This is a genomic window from Sphingomonas insulae (genome assembly GCF_010450875.1).
GTDB lineage: Bacteria > Pseudomonadota > Alphaproteobacteria > Sphingomonadales > Sphingomonadaceae > Sphingomonas > Sphingomonas insulae.
Genome location: NZ_CP048422.1, coordinates 1,773,220 through 1,796,090, shown reverse-complemented (window position 1 = coordinate 1,796,090; position 22,871 = coordinate 1,773,220). Strand labels below are relative to the sequence as shown.

Here is a 22,871-nt window from a genome sequence, read left to right as displayed (position 1 = left end):
CAGCTTATCCCAGCCGTCGCGCGATCCCGCAATGACCTTCCACACGGATCAATCGACGGTGAATACGCTGCTGCCGTGCGTCTCGCCTGCCTCCAGCGCCCGATGCGCCGCCGCTGCGTCCTCCAGCGCAAACCGCTGGCCGATCGCGGGCCGGATCGCCCCGTCTCGCAGCATCGCGAACACGCGTTGTACGCCGGCGCGCCGCTCCTCGGGGGTAACGTAATAGTCGAACAGCGTCGGCCGGGTGACGAACAGCGATCCCTTCGCCGCCAGCACACCCAGGTTCACGCCGTTCACCGGGCCACCCGCATTGCCATAGCTGACGATCAGTCCGCGCCGCGCCGTCACCGCCAGTGTCGTCTGCCATGTCGCATTGCCGACGCCATCGAACACCGTCGTTACCCCGTGGCCGCCGGTGATCTCCCGCACCCGCGCCGTCACGTCCTCGTCGCGGTGCAGGATGACATGGTCGGCGCCCGCATCGCGCGCATGGTCCGCCTTGTCCGCCGTTCCCGCGGTGCCGATCACGCTCGCGCCGATCGCCTTCAGCCAACCGACCAGCAACTGCCCGACGCCGCCCGCCGCCGCCCAGACCAGCACCGTCTGCCCCGCCTCGACCCGCGCGCAGCGTTCGACCAGCGCCTCGGTCGTACAGCCTTTCAGCAGCAGCGCCGCCGCCGTCTCGTCGTCCACGTCGTCCGGCAGATGCAGCAATTGCGCCGCCGCGACGTTACGCGCCGTCGCATAGGCCCCGCGCGCCGGGCCGAAGGTACCGACCCGGTCACCGACGGCAAAGTCCGACACGCCATCACCGACCGCCTCGACCACGCCCGCCGCCTCGCTGCCCAGCCCGGACGGCAGGTCGATCGGATACACGCCTGCGCGGTGATAGGTGTCGATATAGTTCAGCCCCACCGCACGGTGCCGCATCCGCACCTCGCCCGGGCCCGGCGCGGGCAGATCGACGTCGATCCATTCGATCACCTCCGGCCCGCCCGTCTGCGTGATCCGTGCCACCCGCTCGCTCATCCGCTGTCCTTCCCTCGTCACTGCATCCGGCATACGCGTTTCGGGTTGCAACCGTTCCGTCAACGTCGCACACCCGCTGTGAAGAGATCAGGAGAGGCATGCGATGAACAGCCAGCATTTCTACATCGATGGCGCCTGGGTTCCCAGCACGGGCGGCCGCAGCCACCCGGTCATCGATCCTTCCACCGAACAGCCGGTCACCACGATCACGCTCGGCACGCAGGCTGACGTGGACGCCGCGGTCGCCGCCGCACGGCGGGCGTTCGACAGCTTCGCGCAGACCAGCCCCGAAGAACGCGCCGACCTGCTCGACCGGATCGTCGAGGCGTATAAGGCGCGCATCCCCGACCTTGCCAAGGCGGTCAGCCAGGAAATGGGCGCGCCCATCGGCTTCGCACAGGCGGCACAGGCCCCCGCCGGCCTCGGCTACATCATGGGTACGGTGAAGGCGCTGCGCGAATTCACCTTTTCGGAACAGGTCGGCAAGGCGCGCGTCGTCCACGAACCCGTCGGCGTCGTCGCGATGATCACGCCATGGAACTGGCCGCTCAACCAGATCTGCGCCAAGGTCGCCCCCGCACTCGCCGGTGGCAACACCATCGTGCTCAAGCCGTCCGAGGAGGCGCCGAGTTGCGCGATGATCCTCGCCGAAATCCTGCACGACGCGGGCGTGCCGGCCGGCGTCTTCAATCTCGTCAACGGCGATGGTCCCACCGTCGGCGCGGCGCTGTCCACGCACCGCGACGTCGACATGGTCAGCTTCACCGGATCGACCCGCGCCGGCATCGCGGTGGCGCAGGCCGCCGCCGCCACGGTCAAGCGCGTTCACCAGGAACTGGGCGGCAAGGCCCCCAACCTCGTCCTCGAGGGCGCCGATCTGGCATCGGTGCTGCCGCCGACGTTGCAGGGCGTGCTCGCCAATTCGGGGCAGAGCTGCATCGCGCCGACCCGCCTGCTCGTTCACGAAAGCCAGCTAGACGAGGCGGCACAGGTCGCCAGGGCGATCTTCGAAGCCACCCCGGTCGGCGACCCCGCCGACATGGGCGCCCATATCGGCCCGGTGGTCAACAAGGCGCAGTTCGACAAGATCCAGGACCTGATCCAGTCGGCAATCGACGAAGGCGCGACGCTCGTCACCGGTGGCACCGGCCGTCCGGACGGCCGCAATGCGGGCTATTACGTCCGCCCCACCGTCTTCGCCGACGTAACGCCCGATATGCGTATCGCGCGCGAGGAAACCTTCGGCCCGGTCGCCACGATCACCCGCTATGCGACGCAGGATGAGGCGATCCGGCTCGCCAACGACACCGAATACGGCCTGTCCGCCGCCATCTCCGGCGATCCTGCCGCCGCGGCCAGGGTCGCGCCCCGGTTGCGCGCCGGCCTCGTCACGATCAACGCCTGGAGCGGTACCATCGGCACCCCGTTCGGGGGCTACAAGCAATCCGGCAATGGCCGCGAAGGCGGCAAATACGGCATCGCCGACTTCATGGAACTGAAAACCATCGTGGGCGAACCGGCCTGAACCCGAACCAGCCCCCCTCCTTCGGCGGAAGGGGGCTGGACGGAGGCCTCACGCACGCCGATCGGCGGGCATACTCGTCGACGAGAGGCGCGCCGCCTCCCTCACCGCCCCCTGGCGAACCAGATCGTGTGCATCGCGCCCTTGCCGTTGCTCCGCGCCCGTACCGCCACTTCGTCCACCTCGAACCCGCCCTCGCGCAGCCGCCGCGCGAATGCCGCATCCTTGGCCGCCGACCATATCGCCAGCACGCCGCCCGGCCGCAACGCCGCGCGCGCCATCGCCAGCCCACGGGCCGAATACAGCCGGTCGTTCGCCGCCCGCACCAGCCCGTCCGGTCCGTTGTCGACATCGAGCAGGATCGCATCGTAGCTGCCGCGCCCGCCCGCGATCACTTCGGCAACGTCGGCGAACGTCACCGCGACCCGGGGATCGTCCAGGCAACCGGCGGTCAGCGCCGCCATCGGCCCGCGCGCCCACTCGATGATGTCCGGCACCAGTTCCGCCACCGTCACCCGCGCCTGCCCGCCCAGCGCAGCGAGCGCCGCCCGCAACGTGAACCCCATGCCGTATCCGCCCACCAGCACGTGCGGCGCGGGCGTCCGCAGCCGATCGATCGTCATGACGGCCAACGCCTCTTCCGAACCGCTCATCCGACTGTTCATCAGCTCGTTGCGTTCGAGCACGATCATGAAATCGTCGCCACGCCGAAACAGCCTTAGCGGCTCGCCACCCGGCACCTCGGCCGTTCCCAACAATTCGCGCGGCGTCATGCCCGTGTCACTCCATCATGCTATCCGCGATCGCGTACAGCGCCTCATCCGCCAACGCGATGGCACGTTTTTGGAGAATGGCGCGTTTTGCTTTAACGGACGGCCCGGAACGGTCACGCACGCCGCATGACCGCCGCACGAACCGACAGGATCTTCACTACCCACATGCCAGCCTACAAGCCCCAGACGTTCCAGGAGCGCGCCGCCCTTTCCGCCCAGGCCAAGCAGGCCGCGCTCGATAAACTGCGCGCCAAGCCGCCGCTCGACCCGGCGATCGTCGCCGAGCGCAAGGCCGCGGCGGAGGCCAAGGAAGCCGCGCTGGCCGAAAAGCGTGCCGAGAAACAGGCCGCGCGCGAGCGTGAGATCGCCGAAAAGAAGGCCGCTGCCGAAGCCGCAGCCCTCGCCGCTGCCGAAGCTGCCGCCAAGGCCAAGCCGAAGATCCCGACCGAGGCCGAGATGAAGGCCGCGCGCGACGCGCGCTATGCCGCTCGCAAGCAGCGCGTTGGCAAGCGCTGATCGGTACCGCACCCATGCAATGACCCGTCACCCGGCTCGCGCCGGCGTGACGGGGCTGGTGGCAGCACATCCCGTCGCCGTTCAATAATCTTTCGACACCCGCACGTTTGCGCTCTGCCGCCCCAACGTCGAGATGCTCGACAGCAGCGACAGCCAGCGCGTCACTTGGAACTCGACCTGCGTCGCGGAATAGCCCTGACCGTCGGTCACGATCTCGGCGTACAGGCGACGCGTCACATATTTGCCCGCCGCGATCGACGTCCCCTGCCCGGTCTGCGGATCGGCAGGCAGGATGCGCAACCGGTCAAGCCCCGCCGCCCGCCGGACTGCGTTGATCGGATTGAGCCCATTCCCGCCATTCTGCAACGCCGCCACCGCCGATGCCAGTTGTAGCGCCTCGGGCGCCGACAGGCTGGTGATGGACGTGCCGAACAACAGGCGCGACAGCAATTCGTCCTGCGGCAGCGCCGGTACGCTGGAAAAGCCGATCTCCGGCTTCAACGCGGTTCCGGTCACCCGGATCGCCGCACTCAGGCCGGTGCTGTCCGCATTCGCCTCGATATCCAGCGCCGGATTCGCCGGCACCTCGCCGGCGAAGCGGATGATCCCGCGGTTGAGCTCGAACTTGCGGCCGGCGAATTCATAGTCGCCGCGCACCAGCGTTGCGGCACCGGTGATCGCCGGATTGGCCGGTTCGCCCGCTATGGCGAGGTCCGCCGACCATTCGCTCGACAGGCCCAGCCCGCTGACGATCACCTTGTCTGCCGCCTTCGCCTTGATCGCCAGCGTCCATGGCGCGATCGGGGCCTCGTCTTCCTCGCCGCCGTCGGGCAGGTTGATCTCGCGGATGTTGAGGCGCGGCACCGCAGTGGCCGCCGTCGCCTGTCCCAGCCGATAGCGACTCCGGTTCAGCACCACATCGCCTGCGATCCGGCCGCCCGTGCCATCGGACGTGAAGGTCAGCGGCCCCGTCACCGTGGCTCCGATATCGTCGCGATTGATCATCACCGCATGATCCGCCGCCAGCCGGATATCGATGCCGATGCCACCGTTCGCGGCAAAGTCGAACCCGCCGCTGCCGGTCACCCGCCCGCCCTTGCCTGCATCCGCGGCGAAGCGGTCGATCTGCAACCGCGATCCGCCGAACCGGCCGGTCGCGGCGACGTTGGTCAGCACGGTGCCGGTGTTCGCACTCTCGATCCGCGCGCCCGACGCCTGCAACACGCCGCGGATCACCGGCGCATCGATCCGCCCACTGACATCCGCACCGATCGCCACCGGCCCCGACAGGTCGAACAGTTCGACGCCGGTCAACCGCCACAGCGTATCGGCCGGCCCCTGGTACCGCAATTGCGCGAACAGTGGCGCGGCGGCGATCCGGCTGGCGAGGTCACCCGTGCCCAGCGGCCGCAGCAGCGCCTGTCCGCGGCCGATCGTCTTGCCGCCCGACGCCATCACCGCGCGCACCCCCAGCCGGTCGACCGACAGCGCCGCCGCCAGCCCGACGTCGATCGGCCGAGACGACAGCACCAGCCCGGCACGGCTCAGGCCCCGGACGGTGACGTTGGCCTTGCCGGTCGGCGCCTGTCCGTCGACGGCATCGTAGCTGAACGTGCCAGAGGCGGTGCCGCTCAGCCCCAACCGCGGAAAACCGATGTCGAGGATCGCCAGCGGCATCCGCGTCAGCGATGCATCCACCGCAAGGCCTCCTGCCCCGAACCGCCCGCTCACCGCGCCTTCGCCTCCGGCAAAGGCGAGCCTGGTGGACGACAGCCGCCATCCATCGCCATCGCGCACGATCTCCGCCGGGGTCAGCAGCTTCAGCGACCGGCGATCCAGCGTACCCTCAGCCGCCACGACGTACCGGTCGGGCGACACCTGCGTCACCGTCTGGATATCGAACGCGCGCCCGCGCGATCCGGCGATCGACGCCCGAACCTCACCCACGCCGCCGCGCAGCCGGGCGTTGCCGGCAAAGCGGGCGAGGCTCAGCCGCCCCTGTCGCAGACCTAGCCCGGTCGCGGTGGCATCGATCGACGTGCCTGCCGGATCGAGCAGCATCGTTGCATCCAGCCGTCCGCGCCGCAGCAGCGCGGTCGATAGCCGCGCATTCGCCGCCGCCAGATGCATCTCGATCCGCTGCACGGTCCCCACCGGGCGGAGCAACAATTCCCCCGACAGCCCGCCGCCCGCCACGTTCAGCGTGCCGGTGAACCCGCCGCTGACAATCGCCAGCCGCCCGGAGGCGACCGTGCCGCTCACCGCCAGCCGGTCGACCTGGATGATGTCGTCCACCCCCGGTGGCAGCAGCAGGATCGACCCCGTCGCCGCGAACGGCCCCAGTCGCGATCCCCCCTCGGCGCGCCAGTCGAACCCCTGCGCCGTCGGATCCAGGTGCGCACGCACCTGCGACAGGCCCAGGGTGTCGTTCGGCCGCGCAAATATCAGGTCCAGCGTCGGCCGGTCGATCTTGCCGTCCAGCCTCATCGTCACCGGGCCATATTGGCCGTGCCGCCCGACCGCCTCGATATGGAACGTCTCGTCGCGCCGCCGCAGCCCGTTGCCGCGCAGGGTGAGCAGCGGCGACGTCAGCACCATGTCGGTGAAATGCAGCACGCCGTCCGGCGTCCGCTCCAGCCCGGTGACGATCCGCGGCAATCCGCCGGTCAATCCGCGCAGGAAGCCGTTGTCCAGCCGTATCACCTGCACCGCGCCGCGTCCGACGATCCGCGTGCCGCGTCCGCCCGCCCCCGGCACCACCCGCAGGTCGCTGCGCAGGTCGACGACCCCCAACCCCTTGATATACAGGCGATTGAGCGTGCCGTTCAGCCCCATTTCGTAGCGGCCGGTGGCGAAATCCACCGCCAGCATGATCCGTCCCGCCAGCTTGTCCGACCGCAGGCGCAGCGCGTCCCCGGTCAGCAGCGATCCCTTCAGCACCAGCGGCCCGTCCAGGCTCAGGTTGCGCAGGATACCGCCCGCGACATTGCCGACGCCGGTCACCTCGGCGGCGGCGAAGCGCACCGGCATCGTCGTCGCCCGCTGTCCCAGCCGTCCGCTGCCAGCCAGCCGTACCGCGCGCATCCCCGTCCGGTCGACACCCAGTCGATCGGCACGCAGCCGAAAATCGAACCGCGCGGCGTCGAACCCGCCGTCCAGTACCGCACGCAATTCGACCCCCCTGCCGCTCATCGTCGCGATCACCGCCGCCGGGCGAAGCAGCCGCGTCCTGACGCGCACGTTGCGGAAGGCACTCGCGCCCAGGTCGATCAGCCCGGTCACCTCGGTCGCGATCGCCGGGCTGCGCAACGACAGCGCGCCATCCAGCCGACGTTCGGCGAATGTGGCGCTGCCGTTGACCAGCATGCGCGGCCGCGCCAGCCGCTCTGCCAGTGCGCCGAACATCCCGCCGGGCGCGACATTGCCCGACAGCGTGTAGCGTCCCGCATCCGCCGCCAGCGCCAGATCGACGGCCCGAACCGTCCCCGCCCGACCGACCGCGCGGCCGCGCCAGCGCGACCAGCTGCCGTCACCGCCGATGTCGAGCGTCAGCGCGCGGCGGATACCGATACCGCGCGCCAGCACGCCGCCCGCCGCGCCCGATGCGCGCACGTCCACGTCGAACCGGTCGCGATCCGGTTCGGCATCGATCCGCAGCGCCAGCCGGTCCGATCCCGCCACGTCCGCATCCAGCCGCACCAGCGCACGTCCCCGGCGGATGTCGGCCCGCCCGACGACCCGCCCGATCCGCTCCGTCCCCAGCACGGGCTTCGCCAGCACCAGTCGATCGATCGCCAGCCGTCCGATACGAATGTCGAAATCCGGCAGGATCGGGCCGCGTTTGGCCGATTTGCGGGTATGCGGGGCATGGAACAGCGTCGCCTGCGGAATTGCCAGCGCCGCGATGTCCAGCCGGTTGCGAAACCACAGCCACGGTTTCCAGTCGAGCGTCACCACCGGCGCCTGTACCAGCAACCCGTCGAGGTCCTGGACCCGAACGTCCTTCAACCGTGCCTGTCCGTACAGCGACCCGTCGATCCGCCCGACGGTGAAACGCAGCCCGTTGGCGGTGCGGATCGCGCCGATCCGCTCGGCGACCCAGCGATGGCCCACATCCGTGTCGACGATGGCCAGCGCGGCGGCGAACACCGCCACCAGCGCGGCGACCGCCAGCGCGATGCGCCGCAGCCAGCAGTTCAAAACGCCTGCCCCAGCGACACGTATACGGCGACGCGGCTGTCGCCCGGCTGCGGGTTCAAGGGCGTGCCAACGTCGAGGCGGATCGGGCCAAAGTTCGAATAATAGCGCACGCCGACGCCCGCACCATATTGGAAATCGCTCAGTCGCGGCAGCGCGCTGGTATAGATCGTGCCGCCATCCAGGAACGGCACGATGCCGAAATTGCCGAACGTCTTCACCCGCGCCTCGATTGAGAATTCGGCCAGACTGCGGCCGCCAATCGGGTCGTTGTTGACGTCCCGCGGTCCGATCGCCTGATAGCCGTAACCGCGCACCGACGCACCGCCGCCGGCATAGAACCGCCGTGACGGCGCGATGCTGTCGCGCGACGCGCCGAGGATCGACCCCAGCCGCACCCGTTCCGCCAGCACCAGCCCGCGCTTCAGCGGTTGATAGGCGCTGCCGTCTACCTGCGTCCGCACATAGCCGAACGCCGCACCCTGCAACGAAAATTCGGGGCTGATCCGCCCGCCCAGCCGGAAACCGCGGGTCGGATCCAGCAGGTCGTCGGTGCCGTCATAATTGAGGCTGGTCGGCGCCGCCGCGATATAGAAGGTCCGTCGCCGCGGTGCGCCGGTCGCGGCGATCACGTCGCGCTCGTCCGACGTCACCAGCTCGCCGCCCAGCGACCAGGTCCAGGCTTTCTGAAAGAAGATCGTCGTTTGCCGTTCCAGCGTCGCCGACAGCGAAAAGGTCTTCGCCTCATATGCATCGCGCTGCACGTGTGCCGCGGCGACCTGCGCGGTCAGCACCCGGTCGCGCCCCTCGAAGTTGTTGCGCCGGAATACCAGGCTACCCAGCTGCTCGCGCGTGCCGGCGACGCCGCGAACGGTCACTGCTCCTTCGGGCGGGAACAGGTTGCGGTGCGTCCAGCTCAGCTCGGCCCGCGCGCCCTCGCCGGTGCCGTACCCGACTTCGCCGGCGATGGTGCGGGGCGGCGCCGGTTCCAGCTTCACGCCGATATCGACGGTGCCGGGCGTTGTCCCCTCGACGGGCTTCAGCGTGACCGCCGAGACGAGGCTGGTCTGGATCAAGGCCCGGCGCAGATCGTCGAGCGACGAGGCATCATAGGTCTCGCCCGGGGTGAAGCGCGCGATTTCCTGGACGTGATGCGCATCGAACACGCGGTTGCCGGGCAGCGCCACCACCTGTCCGAACCGCCGCTCCGCCCCCGGCGCCACCGCCAGGTCCAGCGTCGCCGTCTTCGTGGCGTGGTCGACGACGATCTGCGGTTCGCCGACGTCGGCGAACGGAAAGCCCTCCTGCCCGATCCGCGTCTTCAGCCGCGCCTCGCCCGCAACGATCGCGTCGGCGTTGACCGCATCCTGCGTCTTCACGCCAAAGGCATCGCGCAACGTCGTCGCCTTGCCCTCCGTCGCGGCGATCCCGCCCAACGTCACGCCGTTGAAGCGGTACAGCGTCCCCGCCTCCGCCTGCAGGACGACCAGTGGCTTCGGCCCCGGTTCGACCCGCGTCGTCACGCGTGCATCGTAATAGCCCTCGCCGCGCAGCAGCGTCTGGAGCAGGTCGGCGTCCTCGCGTGCCCGCCGGTCCAGCTGTGCGGCATTCGCGTCTCTGCCGTCGTTGGCGTTCAGCGTCGACAGATCGTCGAACCGCTGGCGCAGCAGCGGCGTCGCGGCGCTGTCCAGCCCGTCGATCCGCCATCCGTAGCGTGTCTCTGCGGCACCGTCGGTCGCCTGCGTCGCCGTGGTCGCCCCCGCGTCCGCGCCCAGGTCGGGCCAGGCGACGCCAATATCCGGCAGGGAAGCCAGCGGCGCATTGGGGTCGAGCGGGGCGCTTGGATCGAGCGGGACTTTGGGATCGAGCGAACGATCGGGGTCGAGCGGCATCGTCGCCGCGGGCATGGTCTGCGCCGCGGCCGGTCCGGAGAGAAGAAGCATGGCAGTCGCGCCAAGCCCGAACCACCCCACATGCGCCACCATCCGGCGGTCCTAGCGTGCGCCGACCCGCCGCGACAGTCCCATGTCAGGCCCTTTTCCGACCAACCGGGCGCGGTGACGGTCGGACGGCATGGATGCAGCCCCGCCTGAGCGCCGCGCCGGCAGGCATCGCCCGACCGTTCGGCCCCGCGCGCATGCCGCCGGTCGACGCCGGATCAATGCACCGTGCCGACCGCCTCGTCCGAAGACATCACCGCGATCAACCGCTCGGTCTGGCGCCAGCGGCAGAAGTGCACGTAATTCCCGATGTCGCGCATCCGTCCCGCGCGGATCGCCGCCTCGACCGGCGCCTCGTCGCCGAAGGTCGCGATGAGGTCCGCCGCCTCGATCACCTGCTGTGCGTCGGCGAGATAAAGGGCGGCCATGCGATACTCCTGGACGATACGGTTGGCCGCCCACCTACAATCGCCGTGCCAGTCCTATGGCATCGCCCCGGTCCGGCGGCTGGCGATGGTAAACACCGCCCCGCGCGCCTGTGCCACCTGTCCCGCTCCGGTACGCTGGCGTCCCGCAGCGGGACGTGGCAGGGGCATGCCATGGCCGACACTCCCCCTTCCGCCGCCGGCGGCATCCTGATCGCGATCTGCACCATCGGCGGCACTATCGTGGGCCTGACCCAGGGTCAGGTAACGATCGGCTTTGTGGCGGGACTGGTCATCGGCAGCCTGGGCGCGGTGGCGATCTGGCTGCGGGACCGCCGCCGCTAGGCCAGCGTGACGGGCGCCGGGCCGCCCGATGACGATCTGACTGCCGGCATTTCGACGCGCGGTCAGCGCGGCTCGCGCATCAGCCATACCACGCGGCCGATCACCTCCACCGCCCCCTCCGGCACCGCCGCCGCTGCAGGATTGTCACTCGTCACCATCGGTTTGCCCCGCCCGCGGCGGACGCGCTTGACCATCACCGCATCGTCGATCCGCACCACGAACACCGCACCGCGCGCATCGGGAGTCCGGCGGGCGCGGTCGACCACGATCAGGTCGCCATCGACCAGTCCCGGCTCCATCGAATCGCCGCGCACCCGCACGATCGCCGCCTGTCCGTCGCGCAACCCCAGCCGGCTTGCCAGCGCCGGGTCGATCGCCGCCGCGCCCAGCACGATTTCCCCGTCGACGAACGCGCCCGGTCCCGCCGACGCCGCGATATCGAGTCGCGGCAGCACGAATGGCCGGCGCCCCGGCTCCGCGCCCAGTTCGACCTCGTCGACCCCGAAATAATCGGCCAGCCGCCGGCGGTCGTCGTCCGCCAACCGCCGCGGCGACCCGCGCGTTACGAACTGCTGCAGATAGGCCGGGTTGCGCCCGATCATCGCCGACAATGCCGCCAGGCTGTCGCCACGCGCCGCCGCCAATGCCGTCAGCCGGCTTCTGGGATCAACCGTCTCCACCTTGGATGCGATAGCGTAGGAAATTTTCCTAGACAAGTTGGATCGATCGGAACAGATCGAGAACATAGCCAATGGACTCGTGAGGGAATCGATGTGCCTGCTGATCAAGATCGACCGCTATCTCCGCCGCACCGGCATGTCGCGCAGCCAGTTCGGGCGGCTCGCGATCAACGATCCGCGCCTCGTCACCGACATGATGCGCGGCCGGGTGATCGGGCCGGAGAATGCCGCCCGGATCGAACACTTCATGGCCGGGCGGCCGGCATGATCGCACGCGCCCTCGCCGCCAGCGCCGCACGCCATGGCGTGGCGATCGCCCTGCGCCACGTCGCGGAACGCCCATGGTCCAGCGCCACCTTCACCGGCGCCCGCCTGACCCTCGCGCTCGACCTCGACGGCGGCGATCCCGCCGGATGGCTCGCCGCGCTGCCCGAAGAGGACCTGCCCGTTCCCGGGCACCTGGTCGCCGATCTCGTCGTCGTCGCCGCGTCCGCCGATCGCGCGACGCTGGAGGTCCTGCTGCTCGATGGTTAAGGATGCGGCATGACGATCACCTATCGCAGCTACCTGCGCCTGCCCGAACTGCTCGCCGTCCAGACGCCGCTCAGCGATGTCCACGACGAACTGCTGTTCGTGACGATCCATCAGGCGTCGGAGCTGTGGATGAAGCTGTGCCTCCACGAACTGGGCGAGGCGCGTCGCCGGATCGCCGCCGACGATCTGCCTCCCGCGCTGAAGATGATGGCGCGGGTCAGCCGCATCCAGGCGCAACTGATCCAGTCGTGGGAGGTGCTGGCGACGATGACCCCCGCCGACTATGCCGCGATGCGCGGCAGTCTCGGCAAAAGCTCGGGGTTCCAGTCCGACCAGTATCGCCAGCTCGAATTCGTCATGGGCAATCGCAACCCCGCGATGATCGACGTCTTCGACGAACCGGATGTACGCGCCCGCCTGTCCGGCGAACTCGCGACGCCCAGCCTGTACGACCAGGCGTTGCGCCTGCTCGCCCGCCGCGGCCTGCCCGTCCCCGCCGACCGCCTCGATCGCGACTTCGCCACCATCGCGCCGCCCTCTCCCGCCGTCGAGGCGTGCTGGGCCACCGTCTACGGCAATCCCTCCGCTTATTGGGACCTGTACGAACTCGCCGAGAAACTGGTCGACCTCGAATATCACGTCCAGCTCTGGCGTTTCGGGCATCTCAAGACGGTCGAACGCGCCATCGGCTTCAAGACCGGCACCGGCGGCACCGCCGGCGTGCCGTATCTCGCCAAGGTCGTCGAACAGCGTTTCTTCCCCGAACTGCTCGACGTCCGCACCAGCCTGTGACCGCCTGCATCCGGTCCACCTGATCACCGCGCCATCCGCGGATGACAACCTCCGCCAAGTCGGCCGTCGACCTTTTGCACCGCTCGCTGATTCAACTCCATGTTTTGCAGGCCTTCGGCCTTCCGTCCCGTCGCATCGTCAATCCCGATCGTCGTCAAAGCGCGGGGATCGCCGAGCATGACGGACAAAAGTGCTCGGGTGGGGCGGCCCTTCGGTTCCAGGACTAGGGGATCCTCGAGCCGCCCTCGGGCAGATTATGCTAGCGGCAGGAACAGGTCTGCGACCGCCTCATGCTCCGGCACTTCGGGGAAGAAGGCGATGCGCTGGCAATAGAGGGGGAAATCGCGCGTATCCTCGCCACTGCCGGGCAGCCAATCGCGGTACAGGTACAGCGCAGCGGCCTCCAGATTGTCGGTGTTGCCGACGACGCGCAGCACCGCACACCGCCCGCCGGGGATGGTGCCGGCCTCGATCCGCTCGTCCCGGGCTTCGACCGGGCGATCGGTGCCGAAGCACAGGTCCATGCGGTATGCCGCCGAAGGCGTAGTGCGCGGATCGGTGTGGAAGATGTTGAAGGTCGGGCTGGCGCTCGGCGACAGCCCGATTGCCTTGCGCCAGGCGATGAACCGCTGGATCGTCGCGCCGATCGTCGCCGGGTCGCCGCGATGCTCCATGATCGCCACGGGCGTCGGGGTTACGTCTCGGATCGTCACGTCGTCGGGGGTGTAGATGGTCTGCATCAGCTTGCTCCTCGCATTGTCGAGAGGCCCGAAGGCCGCGAGCCACGGCTCCCAATCAGGCGCCTTCCGGAACGACGACGGCGATTGCCCGAACCGTTGCCGAAAGGCGCGAGCGAAGGCATCCGGGGCGTCGTAACCGGCATCCATCGCTATGTCGGTGACGCGGTGCGCGTCCCGATAGGCCAGCCGGTAGGATGCCCGCTTCATGCGGGCGAGCTGGACGTAGCGATGCACGGACAGCCCGAAGGTCGCCGTGAACTGCCGGTGGAAATGGTATTTCGAGAAGGCGGCGACGCCGCTCACCGCATCCAGGTCCAGATCGTCGTCCAGATGCCGGTCGATGTGATCCAGCACCCGCTGCATCCGGGCATGGTAGTTGTGGAGCGCCGCCTTCATCTCGTCCTATCCTTCGTGGCGACGCCAGCTAGGCGCTAGCGGATATGACGCGCTCGACCGATCTTGCGGTTCAACGATCGATCGCCGCCTGGGTCAGGGGGATGCCATAGACGCAGAATATGGTGTCCCGCGTCCAGCCGGCACGCTCGTACAGGGATTGGGCGTTCGTGTTGGTGACGGCGGTGGAGAGTGATAGCCGGGCGGCTCCCACGGCGCGGCCATAATCGCATGCCGCGTCCAGCAAGGCCCGGCCGGCACCCGTGCCGCGAGCGGCGGGCGCGACGAACAGGTCGTTGAGGATGAACGTCCGGGCAAGCCGCGCGGAGGAAAAGGTCGGAAAGAGCTGCACGAAACCGACCGGCTGGATGTCGTCACACGCGAGCAGGATGACCGATTGCTGATGCTCGAACCGATCCCCCAGGAAGCGTCGCGCCCCGATCGGGTCAGCCGGCTGCTCGTAGAACTGACGGTAGGCGTCGAACAACGGCACCAGCGTGTCCAGGTCGGCGATGGTCGCTTGGCGCACGATCAACGATCATAATCCCTGAGAAGCCCCCCCCCCCCCCGCTCCGCAGCGTCGAGGAGAGGTGTAACGGCCCCTGATAATCGCCATCGACCAGCCATGGCCAGCGTTCCCATGGCGGGAAGAACACGGTACGCGCCAAACCGGTCGCGTTGTTGGAGCGCGATCCCCGCTGCATCGCCTGTTCGCAGGGCGGGACGGACGAGTCTCGGCTATTCGTCAAAGCGATGGTGTTCGTCATGATCGCGATACCGTGCGAGATCCGCCAACGCCGGTCGCCGATCGCGCGATCGCCACGTCCATCCCGTGACCGCCGGCGCGCGCCCCGCTACCGACCCGGTCCGCCATCGCTGGCGCTACACGCGGCGGTCAGGGCTGGCGTGTGTCGGCAAGTCGTTCGCCGATATCGATCCGGTTGCCGTCGGGGTCGGCAAAGACGAAGGCGCGCTGGCCATAGTCCTTGTCCGTCAGCCGTTTGATGATCCGGACGCCTTGGGTTTGGCAGATCGCATAGAGAGCGGCGGCGTCGCTCACGAACATGTGCATCACGTTGACGCTCGAGGCCTTGTGGTCCGGCTTCCGGCTCAGATGGATCTCCGCCCGATCCTTCCTCAACACCATGAACCCGACCGGGTCGCCGTTCTCGAACACCGTCTCGAAGCCCAGGATACGGGTGTAGAATTCGTGTGCGACGTGCATGTCGCGTACGCATATGCCCGGCGCGGTGCGGCCGAAAGCGACTTCGGATAGGGATGACGACACGATCGTCTGGTCCTTGTCGAGCAGGGGCGGCGGTGCGCATGCCGGGTCTGGAACGGTGTCCGTCCTGCCGTTCGTGGAGAACCCGCGGTGGCTTGTCAACGCATGCGACGCCGCCGCTCCGACGGGCCGCCCCGATGGAAACCGCGGTGCCGGTCATGATCCGGCGGCCGGCTCACATGACGCAAAATTCATTTTGATATAACGTAACATCGCCGGTAAGGGCAGCGCGTTCGCACCATTGCCTGTTCCCGGAGTACCGATGCTCAAATCCACCCTGCTCGCCGGCGCCGCCCTGTTCGCCAGCCCCGCTGTCGCGCAAACCGTCGATCAGCCCGCAACCGCACCAGTCCCCGCGCCAGCCGCCGCCGCCGCTCCGCAGGGCAAGGACATCATCGTCACCGCCGCCCTCCCGCAGAGCGAACGCGATGTCCTGCAAGGCACCTCGGTCATCTCCGGTGAGGAACTCACCCGCAATCTGCGCCCGACGATCGGCGAAACCCTCGCGCGCCAGCCCGGCGTCTCCGCCACCTCGTTCGGCCCCAGCGCCTCGCGCCCGATCCTGCGCGGCTTTCAGGGCGACCGCATTCGCGTGCTGACCGATGGCATCGGCTCGATCGACGTCAGCAACACCAGCGTCGACCATGCGGTCATCATCGACCCGCTGCTCGCCGAACGGATCGAGGTGCTGCGCGGCCCGTCGGCACTGTTGTTCGGATCGTCCGCGGTCGGCGGCGTCGTCAACGTCATCGACACCCGCATCCCGCGCACCGTTCCTGAAAACGGCTATCGCCTCAACGGCATCGCCAACTACGGGTCCGCCGCCAGCGAACGCTCGGCCGGTGCGGCGGGTGATGTCGCCGTCGGCGAACACCTCGTCCTCCATGCCGACGGATCGTATCTGAAGGCGGACGACCTGCGCACCGGCAAGGGCTATCTGCTCTCCCCCGCCGCGCGTGCCGCCGCGCTCAGCCAGGTCGGCCAGCCCCAGCTCGGCACCGACGAACCGATCGACTTCGCCGCCTCCGCCGCGCTGCGCGACCGGCTGCCCAATTCCGCTGCGAAGACGTGGACGGCCGGCGCCGGCGCGTCGATCATCACCGACACCGGCAACCTCGGCGTGTCCTACAGCCATTACGACAGCCTCTACGGCGTCCCCATCCGCTACGCGACCGCGGTGGGACAGGAACAGGAAGCGCCCCGCCTGTCCGTCGTCCAGAACCGCGTCGACCTGCGCGGCGAGGTCAACACTGGCGGCGGCTTCCTCGACAAGATCCGTATCCGCGCCGGCCAGGCGACCTATCGCCACTTCGAACTGGAAGAGGACGGCAGCGTCGGCACTGCCTTCTACAACAACGGTCTCGAAGGGCGGCTTGAGGTCGTGCAGGCGAACCGCGGCGGCTGGCAGGGCGCGTCCGGCGTCCAGTATTTCAACCGCATCTTCAACGTCGTCGGCGACGAGGCCTTCCTGCCGAAGAACGAAACCAACCAGACCGGCTTCTTCACCCTCCAGCAATATAGCGCCGGGCCGTTCCGGGCCGAGGGCGGCCTGCGCTACGAACTGACCGACGTGTCGGGGCGCGTCCCCGACGGCAACGATCGCTTTTTCGGCGGGACGCGGCGTTTCGACGCCCTGTCGGGCTCGATCGGCGCCTCCTACGCGCTGGGCGATGGTATCCGCATCGGCCTCAACGGGTCGCGCACCGAACGGGCGCCATCCGCGGAGGAGCTACTGGCGAACGGCCCGCACGCCGGCACCCAGGCCTATGAACTCGGCAACCCCGACTTCGGCGTCGAGAAATCCTGGGGCCTAGAGGCGACGCTGCACGCGCATGGCGACGGCTACAGCTTCGATGCCTCGGCCTATTACAACTGGTTCTCCAACTACATCTCCGAAAACCGCGTCGACCAGGCGGTGTGCGAGGCGCGCTCGGACGAGGTCGACCTCCCGTGCTTCCAGTACCAGCAGGGCGACGCCCGCTACTACGGCTTCGAAGCGGACGCCTCCGTCCGCCTCGCGCGCATCGGCGGCTACACGATCAACGCCGACCTGCTCGGCGACTACGTCCGTGCCAACATCGTCGACGTCAGCCCGGTGCCGCGCATCCCGCCCGCGCGCGTCCTCGGCGGCATCGAGGCGCAGGGTGATAGCATCGGCGGCCGTGTCGAGGTGGAGCACGTCTTTCCGCAGAACCGCCTCGCCGCGTTCGAAACCCGCACCGACGATTATACGATGGTCAACGCCAGCGCCTCGTTCAGCCCGTTCGGCAAGGACAGCAAGACCAGCCTGCTGCTGTCGGCGAACAACCTGTTCGACGTCGTCGCCCGCCGCCACTCCAGCTTCCTCAAGGACTTCGCCCCCCTCGCCGGCCGCGACATCCGCGTGACGCTGCGCTTCGGCCTCTGACGTTTCGCCCACCGCATGCCATCAGCCCGGACCACCTCCGGGATGACGGCATGATGGCCAGGCCACTTGCCCACTGCCCATTCCTCCCGTACCGCATCTTCAAAAGGAGATGACGATGGCCGGCATGGGCAAGTTCGACTGGGCCGATCCCTTCCTGCTCGACGATCAGTTGACCGAGGACGAGCGGATGATCCGCGACACCGCGCAAAGCTATGCGCAGGACAAGCTCGCGCCGCGCATCGTCCATGCGTTCCAGCACGAACATACCGACCCCGACATCTTCCGCGAAATGGGGGAACTCGGCCTGCTCGGCCCGACGGTGCCGGAGGAATATGGCGGCGTCGGCGCGGGTTATGTCGCGTACGGGCTGGTGGCGCGGGAAGTCGAACGGATCGACAGCGGCTACCGCTCGATGATGAGCGTCCAGTCCAGCCTCGTCATGTATCCGATCCACGCCTACGGATCCGAAGAGCAGAAGCGCACCTTCCTGCCCCGGCTCGCGTCGGGGGAATATATCGGCTGCTTCGGCCTTACCGAACCTGATGCCGGCTCCGACCCCGGCGGCATGACCACCCGCGCGAGGCGGGTCGATGGCGGCTACGTCATCTCCGGCGCCAAGACCTGGATTTCGAACAGCCCGATCGCCGACGTTTTCGTCGTCTGGGCCAAGTCCGATGCGCACGGCGGTGCGATCCGTGGCTTCATCCTCACCAAGGGCATGAAGGGCCTCTCCGCCCCCAAGATCGAGGGCAAGCTCTCGCTGCGCGCGTCGATCACCGGCGGCATCGTCATGGAGGATGTCGAGGTCGGCGACGATGCGCTGCTGCCCGATGTCGAGGGGCTGAAGGGGCCGTTCGGCTGCCTCAACCGCGCCCGCTACGGCATCAGCTGGGGCGCGCTTGGCGCCGCCGAATTCTGCTTCCACGCCGCCCGCCAATACGGCCTCGATCGCAAGCAGTTCGGCACCCCGCTCGCCGGCCGCCAGCTCTACCAGAAGAAGCTCGCCGACATGGAGACGGAGATCGCGCTCGGCCTGCAAGCCTCCCTGCGCGTCGGGCGGTTGATGGACGATGGCCGGTTCGCGCCGGAAATGGTCTCGATCGTCAAGCGCAACAACGTCGGCAAGGCGCTCGACATCGCCCGGATGGCGCGCGACATGCACGGCGGCAACGGCATCTCCGGCGAATATCAGGTCATGCGCCACGCCATGAACCTCGAAACCGTCAACACCTATGAAGGCGCGCACGACGTCCACGCGCTGATCCTCGGTCGCGCCATCACCGGCATCGCCGCGTTTTGAGCAGGGGCGGTCCAACCATCCGTCATCCCCGCGCGGGCGGGAATCCAGACGCGCAACGCACCGCAAGAGGCGCAACGTCGGCGTTTATGGATTGCCGCCTGTGCGGGAATGACGGCTGTCGCGGGCATAGCGCTTGAACCACCCCCTCGCCGGCCTCAGGGTCCTCGAACTCGCCCGTATCCTCGCCGGCCCCTGGGCGGGACAGGTCCTCGCCGATCTCGGCGCGACCGTGACGAAGATCGAATCCCCCGCCGGCGACGACACCCGCACCTGGGGCCCTCCCTTCGTCACCTACGACGACGGCACGCAGGACGCGGCCTATTTCCACGCCTGCAACCGCGGCAAGACCAGCCACGTCATCGACTTCACCACCGCCGAAGGCCAGGCGACGGTCCGCGCCCTTGCCGCCGAATCCGACGTCCTGATCGAAAACTTCAAGGTCGGCGGCCTCGCCAAATATGGCCTCGACTACGGCACCTTGTCCGCGCTCAACCCTGCCCTCGTCTATTGCTCGATCACCGGTTTCGGTCAGGATGGTCCCTATGCGGCCCGCGCCGGCTACGATTTCATCGTCCAAGGCATGAGCGGGATGATGGACCTCACCGGCGAGCCCAACGGCGCGCCGCAGAAGATCGGCGTCGCGATGGCCGACATGACCACCGGCCTGTACGCGGTCATCGCCATCCAGGCCGCGCTGGCGATGCGGGCCCGTACCGGCCGCGGCCAGCATATCGACATGGCGCTGCTCGACACGATGACCGGCGTGCTCGCGAACCAGGCCGCCAATTATTTCGCCAGCGGCATAACCCCGCCACGGGTCGGCAACGCCCACCTCAACGTCTGCCCCTATGCGGTGTTCGAGACCGCCGACGGCTGGTTCATCCTGGCGGTAGGCAACGATAGCCAATTTCGCCGGTTCTGCGCGATCGTCGGCATGGACGCCGAGGACCCCCGCTACGCCACCAACGCGCTCCGGCTCGAACATCGCGCACCGCTGTTCGACGCCATCACCGTGGCGACGAAGCGCTTCGACCGCGACGACCTGCTTGCCCGGCTCGAAACCGCCGGCGTTCCCGCCGGCCCGATCAACACCGTCGAACAGGCGCTGACCGATCCCCAGATCGTCGCCCGCGGCATGGTGCTCGATACCGCTCCGATCAAAGGGCTGCGTACGCCCATCCGGTTCTCCGATGCGGATCTCGCGACGGGCAGGCCGGCGCCACGCTTGGGCTCCGCCGATCGATAGGCCCATCCGGCATCCCCGGACGTCCGCCGCCGACCGATAGGACGCCGGCCGGCGCATCCCCCTGAGATATCAGCGTAATCACGACACGCTGTCCTACATGGCCAGCGTGCGCTACGGTGCCGGCAATCTCCTTCGCTCCCAGATCATCGCAATTTTGGAAATGATCGATCGCACGTGTTTCCCCACGAGTGCCCCACTTGTTCATGTTGCCCCACTTCCCGCCATAACATTTGTTGTGCTGGCACACGGTCCGACCTAACCTTTCCGAAACAGGGAGAGAGATATGGCCCCGCCGCCCCTCGCCGGCCTGCGGATCGTCGAACTTGCCGGCATCGGCCCCGGCCCGTTCTGCGGCATGATGCTCGCCGACCATGGCGCAGAGGTGATCCGTATCGACCGCGGCGTACAGCCCGGCTTCAGCGATCCCGCGAAGGACCCGCTGCTCCGCTCCCGCCGCTCGGTGTCGCTCGACCTCAAGACGCCGCAGGGCATAGCCGCCGTCCGCCGCATCGCGGCGAGCGCCGATGGCCTGATCGAGGGCTTCCGACCCGGCGTGATGGAGCGGCTCGGCCTTGGTCCCGACGTGCTGCTCGCCGACAATCCGCGCCTCGTCTACGGCCGGATGACGGGCTGGGGGCAGGACGGGCCGATGGCGCAGCAGCCGGGCCACGACATCAATTATATCGCGCTGTCCGGCACCCTCCACGCGCTCGGCCAGGCCGGCGGCAAGCCGATGCCACCCATCAACATGGTCGGCGATTTCGGCGGTGGCGGCATGCTGCTCGCCTTCGGCATGCTCGCCGCCCTGCTCCACGCGCAACGCACCGGCAAGGGGCAGGTGGTGGATGCCGCGATGACCGATGGGTCGGCGCTGTTGATGAGCATGATCTGGGGCTTTCGCGCGATGGGCCGGTGGAGCGATGCGCGCGGCACCAACCTGCTCGACGGCGGCGCGCCCTTCTACGATACCTATGCGACCGGCGACGGCCGCTGGATCGCGGTCGGCGCGATCGAACCCGCCTTCTACGCCGCGCTTCGCCGCGTGCTGGGCCTCGACGGGCCGCTCTGGGATCGCCAGTTCGATGCCAGCGCCTGGCCCGCCATGCGCGCGGCATTGACCGCCTGCTTCCTCACCCGACCGCGGGACGCCTGGGTCGCGGCGTTCGACGGGACGGAGGCGTGCGTCACCCCCGTGCTGGACTATGACGAGGCTGCCGCGCACCCGCACAACGTCGACCGTGCGACGCTGGCCGGCACGGCGGGCGTCCTGCAACCGGCGCCCGCGCCGCGTTATTCCGCTAGCACGACCGTACCGCCGGCCATGGCGACGACGCGAACCGATGCGACGCTGTTGGCGGAACTGGGCTTTTCGGCCGGGGACATCGCTGCCCTCGGCCATTGACGCCGTCAGGCCGCGCGCTCGACCTCGACCACCGGCTTTCGCGCGTACAGGCCATAGGCCAGAATGATCGCATAGCAGACCGCCGGCAGCAGCAGCGAGAACTGCATCGATCCGGTGATGTCGGCCACCACGCCGGTCAACGGCGGCACGATCGCACCGCCGACGATCGCCGTCGCAATGACCCCCGATCCCTCCGCCGCACGCTTGCCCAGTCCTTCGCTCGCCAGCGTGAAGATTGTCGGGAACATGATCGAATTCATCAGGCCGATCGCCAGCAGCGCATAGCCCGACAGCGTACCGGTAGTGTTGGCGGAAATCAGGATGAGCGTGATCGCGCCGGTTGCCACCGTCGCCAGCACCTTGCCCGGCGCGATGCGGGTCAGCACGTACGATCCGATGAAGCGGCCGACCAGCGCACCGCCCCAGTAATAGGCGACGTAATTGCCCGCCGCCTGGTCGCTGATCCCGAATACCGACGATTGCATCAGGTAGAGGACGATGACCGATCCGATCGCCACCTCCGCACCGACGTACAGGAAGATGCAGGCGGCGCCCATCGCGAAGCGGGGCCGCTTCAGCAGGCTGAAGGCGTGGAAGATGCTGCCGGTCTGGTCCTGCTCCTCGTTCAGGCGGTTGCGGCGGGTCCACACGACCGCGGCGATCACCGCAAGGGCGACCGCAAGGCCCAGATAGGTGTGGACGATCGCCTGCGACGCCTCCTGGCGATAGCTGATCAATGCCGCACCGCTCAACGACGCCGCGCTGACGCTGGCGAGCCCGCCGAGGATCAGCGACGACCCGACCCGCGGGAAGATCGTCGTGCCGAGCGAGTTGAACGCCTGCGCGAAGGTCAGCCGGCTCGATGCCGTTTCGGGCTTGCCGAGCAGCGAGATCAGCGGGTTCGCCACCACCTGGACGATCGTGATCCCTGCGCCCAGCACGAACAGCGCGAGCAGGAACATGCCGAACGTCGCGCTCTGCGCCGCCGGGATGAACAGCAGGCAGCCGACCATCATCGTGACGAGGCCGATCGAGGCGGTGCGCATGTAGCCCGCCCGCCGCACGATCGCCGCCGCCGGCAGCGAGAACAGCGCATAGGCGAGGAAGAAGGCGGACTGGACCAGCATCGAGGCGGCATGACTGAGCGTGAACAGCTCCTTCAGCTTCGGGATGATGATGTCGTTCAGGCTCGTGATGCCGCCGAAGATGAAGAACAGCGCGATGACGAAGACGCGCAGGTCGGGGGCATCATAGCCGTGGCTCGCGTCCCCCGACGCGCCGGTGGAATTGGTGTCGATATGCATGGCCATGGAAGGGGCAGCCTCTCGGGATCGTTCGGCCCGGC

At 68.4% G+C, this 22,871-nt stretch carries 20 protein-coding genes; 10 read left to right on the top strand and 10 right to left on the bottom strand.

The annotated features are described in order from the left end of the window. Window positions 1–48: 48 nt before the first annotated feature. Window positions 49–1,029, bottom strand: a complete 981-nt coding sequence (locus tag GTH33_RS10070) for a quinone oxidoreductase family protein (protein ID WP_163958286.1) — start codon at window positions 1,027–1,029, stop codon at window positions 49–51. Between the two features lie 103 nt (window positions 1,030–1,132). Here GTH33_RS10070 and GTH33_RS10065 point away from each other — a divergent pair, with 103 nt between their 5' ends. Further along, on the top strand, window positions 1,133–2,554 hold the full coding sequence (locus GTH33_RS10065; RefSeq protein ID WP_163958285.1) for an aldehyde dehydrogenase family protein: 1,422 nt from the start codon (window positions 1,133–1,135) through the stop codon (window positions 2,552–2,554). Between the two features lie 101 nt (window positions 2,555–2,655). Here the strand turns inward: GTH33_RS10065 and GTH33_RS10060 are convergent, their stop codons facing one another. Beyond that, a complete protein-coding gene (locus GTH33_RS10060; RefSeq protein ID WP_163958284.1) occupies window positions 2,656–3,324 on the bottom strand; it encodes a spermidine synthase in 669 nt (222 codons plus the stop codon). Window positions 3,325–3,489: 165 nt separating this feature from the next. On the opposite strand from GTH33_RS10060, the gene GTH33_RS10055 reads away from it, so the two are divergent. Further along, entirely contained in the window at window positions 3,490–3,840 is a 351-nt protein-coding gene (locus GTH33_RS10055; protein ID WP_163959883.1) for a DUF6481 family protein, read from the top strand. 81 nt (window positions 3,841–3,921) lie between these two features. Here the strand turns inward: GTH33_RS10055 and GTH33_RS10050 are convergent, their stop codons facing one another. The 3 genes from GTH33_RS10050 to GTH33_RS10040 form a co-directional block, all read right to left on the bottom strand. Then, a complete protein-coding gene (locus GTH33_RS10050; protein ID WP_243848291.1) occupies window positions 3,922–8,040 on the bottom strand; it encodes a translocation/assembly module TamB domain-containing protein in 4,119 nt (1,372 codons plus the stop codon). Next, window positions 8,037–9,980, bottom strand: a complete 1,944-nt coding sequence (locus GTH33_RS10045; protein WP_243848290.1) for an autotransporter assembly complex protein TamA — start codon at window positions 9,978–9,980, stop codon at window positions 8,037–8,039. The genes GTH33_RS10050 and GTH33_RS10045 overlap by 4 nt, the downstream gene beginning before the upstream one ends. Window positions 9,981–10,195: 215 nt before the next feature. After that, the gene (locus GTH33_RS10040; protein ID WP_163958282.1) at window positions 10,196–10,405 is read right to left on the bottom strand and encodes a hypothetical protein; all 210 of its coding nucleotides are present in this window, start codon (window positions 10,403–10,405) and stop codon (window positions 10,196–10,198) included. A 171-nt stretch (window positions 10,406–10,576) separates the two neighbouring features. On the opposite strand from GTH33_RS10040, the gene GTH33_RS17880 reads away from it, so the two are divergent. After that, a complete protein-coding gene (locus GTH33_RS17880) occupies window positions 10,577–10,747 on the top strand; it encodes a hypothetical protein (protein ID WP_166753126.1) in 171 nt (56 codons plus the stop codon). A 62-nt stretch (window positions 10,748–10,809) separates the two neighbouring features. Here the strand turns inward: GTH33_RS17880 and GTH33_RS10035 are convergent, their stop codons facing one another. Beyond that, window positions 10,810–11,427: a S24 family peptidase gene (locus tag GTH33_RS10035; RefSeq protein ID WP_163958281.1), complete on the bottom strand. Its 618-nt coding sequence runs from the start codon at window positions 11,425–11,427 to the stop codon at window positions 10,810–10,812. A 91-nt stretch (window positions 11,428–11,518) separates the two neighbouring features. Between GTH33_RS10035 and GTH33_RS17875 the strand changes: the two genes are divergently transcribed. Genes GTH33_RS17875 through GTH33_RS10025 form a run of 3 tightly spaced genes read left to right on the top strand, consistent with a single transcriptional unit; the run spans window position 11,519 to window position 12,753 of the window. Further along, window positions 11,519–11,695, top strand: coding sequence for a hypothetical protein (locus GTH33_RS17875; protein WP_166753125.1), 177 nt, complete (start codon window positions 11,519–11,521; stop codon window positions 11,693–11,695). Then, window positions 11,692–11,961 carry a hypothetical protein gene (locus GTH33_RS10030; protein WP_243848289.1) on the top strand — a complete coding sequence of 90 codons (270 nt, stop codon included), beginning with the start codon at window positions 11,692–11,694 and terminating at the stop codon, window positions 11,959–11,961. The genes GTH33_RS17875 and GTH33_RS10030 overlap by 4 nt, the downstream gene beginning before the upstream one ends. 9 nt (window positions 11,962–11,970) lie before the next feature. Then, window positions 11,971–12,753 carry a tryptophan 2,3-dioxygenase gene (locus GTH33_RS10025; RefSeq protein ID WP_163958280.1) on the top strand — a complete coding sequence of 261 codons (783 nt, stop codon included), beginning with the start codon at window positions 11,971–11,973 and terminating at the stop codon, window positions 12,751–12,753. A gap of 254 nt (window positions 12,754–13,007) precedes the next feature. Here the strand turns inward: GTH33_RS10025 and GTH33_RS10020 are convergent, their stop codons facing one another. The 3 genes from GTH33_RS10020 to GTH33_RS10010 form a co-directional block, all read right to left on the bottom strand. Then, window positions 13,008–13,889 (bottom strand): AraC family transcriptional regulator, encoded by an 882-nt coding sequence (locus GTH33_RS10020; protein ID WP_163958279.1) that lies wholly within the window; start codon window positions 13,887–13,889, stop codon window positions 13,008–13,010. 70 nt (window positions 13,890–13,959) lie between these two features. Further along, window positions 13,960–14,415 (bottom strand): GNAT family N-acetyltransferase, encoded by a 456-nt coding sequence (locus GTH33_RS10015; RefSeq protein WP_249055082.1) that lies wholly within the window; start codon window positions 14,413–14,415, stop codon window positions 13,960–13,962. Window positions 14,416–14,781: 366 nt separating this feature from the next. After that, a complete protein-coding gene (locus GTH33_RS10010; protein WP_163958277.1) occupies window positions 14,782–15,111 on the bottom strand; it encodes a VOC family protein in 330 nt (109 codons plus the stop codon). Window positions 15,112–15,433: 322 nt separating this feature from the next. On the opposite strand from GTH33_RS10010, the gene GTH33_RS10005 reads away from it, so the two are divergent. The 4 genes from GTH33_RS10005 (at window position 15,434) to GTH33_RS09990 (ending at window position 21,526) form a co-directional block, all read left to right on the top strand. Next, window positions 15,434–17,578 (top strand): TonB-dependent receptor, encoded by a 2,145-nt coding sequence (locus tag GTH33_RS10005; protein ID WP_163958276.1) that lies wholly within the window; start codon window positions 15,434–15,436, stop codon window positions 17,576–17,578. Between the two features lie 115 nt (window positions 17,579–17,693). Next, complete coding sequence (locus GTH33_RS10000; protein WP_163958275.1) at window positions 17,694–18,878, top strand: acyl-CoA dehydrogenase; 1,185 nt, start codon at window positions 17,694–17,696, stop codon at window positions 18,876–18,878. A 133-nt stretch (window positions 18,879–19,011) separates the two neighbouring features. Further along, the gene (locus GTH33_RS09995; RefSeq protein WP_163958274.1) at window positions 19,012–20,124 is read left to right on the top strand and encodes a CaiB/BaiF CoA transferase family protein; all 1,113 of its coding nucleotides are present in this window, start codon (window positions 19,012–19,014) and stop codon (window positions 20,122–20,124) included. Window positions 20,125–20,407: 283 nt separating this feature from the next. Beyond that, a complete protein-coding gene (locus GTH33_RS09990; protein ID WP_163958273.1) occupies window positions 20,408–21,526 on the top strand; it encodes a CaiB/BaiF CoA transferase family protein in 1,119 nt (372 codons plus the stop codon). A gap of 5 nt (window positions 21,527–21,531) precedes the next feature. On the opposite strand, the gene GTH33_RS09985 is transcribed toward GTH33_RS09990, so the two are convergent. Further along, window positions 21,532–22,836, bottom strand: coding sequence for a sugar MFS transporter (locus GTH33_RS09985; protein ID WP_163958272.1), 1,305 nt, complete (start codon window positions 22,834–22,836; stop codon window positions 21,532–21,534). Window positions 22,837–22,871 lie beyond the last annotated feature (35 nt).

Coding starts and splice junctions, on each gene's coding strand:
- GTH33_RS10070 (WP_163958286.1), bottom strand. CDS start 1,029: ATGAGCGAGCGGGTGGCACGGATCACGCAGACGGGCGGGCCGGAGGTG.
- GTH33_RS10065 (WP_163958285.1), top strand. CDS start 1,133: ATGAACAGCCAGCATTTCTACATCGATGGCGCCTGGGTTCCCAGCACG.
- GTH33_RS10060 (WP_163958284.1), bottom strand. CDS start 3,324: ATGACGCCGCGCGAATTGTTGGGAACGGCCGAGGTGCCGGGTGGCGAG.
- GTH33_RS10055 (WP_163959883.1), top strand. CDS start 3,490: ATGCCAGCCTACAAGCCCCAGACGTTCCAGGAGCGCGCCGCCCTTTCC.
- GTH33_RS10045 (WP_243848290.1), bottom strand. CDS start 9,980: ATGCTTCTTCTCTCCGGACCGGCCGCGGCGCAGACCATGCCCGCGGCG.
- GTH33_RS10040 (WP_163958282.1), bottom strand. CDS start 10,405: ATGGCCGCCCTTTATCTCGCCGACGCACAGCAGGTGATCGAGGCGGCG.
- GTH33_RS17880 (WP_166753126.1), top strand. CDS start 10,577: ATGGCCGACACTCCCCCTTCCGCCGCCGGCGGCATCCTGATCGCGATC.
- GTH33_RS17875 (WP_166753125.1), top strand. CDS start 11,519: ATGTGCCTGCTGATCAAGATCGACCGCTATCTCCGCCGCACCGGCATG.
- GTH33_RS10030 (WP_243848289.1), top strand. CDS start 11,692: ATGATCGCACGCGCCCTCGCCGCCAGCGCCGCACGCCATGGCGTGGCG.
- GTH33_RS10025 (WP_163958280.1), top strand. CDS start 11,971: ATGACGATCACCTATCGCAGCTACCTGCGCCTGCCCGAACTGCTCGCC.
- GTH33_RS10020 (WP_163958279.1), bottom strand. CDS start 13,889: ATGAAGGCGGCGCTCCACAACTACCATGCCCGGATGCAGCGGGTGCTG.
- GTH33_RS10010 (WP_163958277.1), bottom strand. CDS start 15,111: ATGCACGTCGCACACGAATTCTACACCCGTATCCTGGGCTTCGAGACG.
- GTH33_RS10005 (WP_163958276.1), top strand. CDS start 15,434: ATGCTCAAATCCACCCTGCTCGCCGGCGCCGCCCTGTTCGCCAGCCCC.
- GTH33_RS10000 (WP_163958275.1), top strand. CDS start 17,694: ATGGCCGGCATGGGCAAGTTCGACTGGGCCGATCCCTTCCTGCTCGAC.
- GTH33_RS09990 (WP_163958273.1), top strand. CDS start 20,408: ATGGCCCCGCCGCCCCTCGCCGGCCTGCGGATCGTCGAACTTGCCGGC.
- GTH33_RS09985 (WP_163958272.1), bottom strand. CDS start 22,836: ATGGCCATGCATATCGACACCAATTCCACCGGCGCGTCGGGGGACGCG.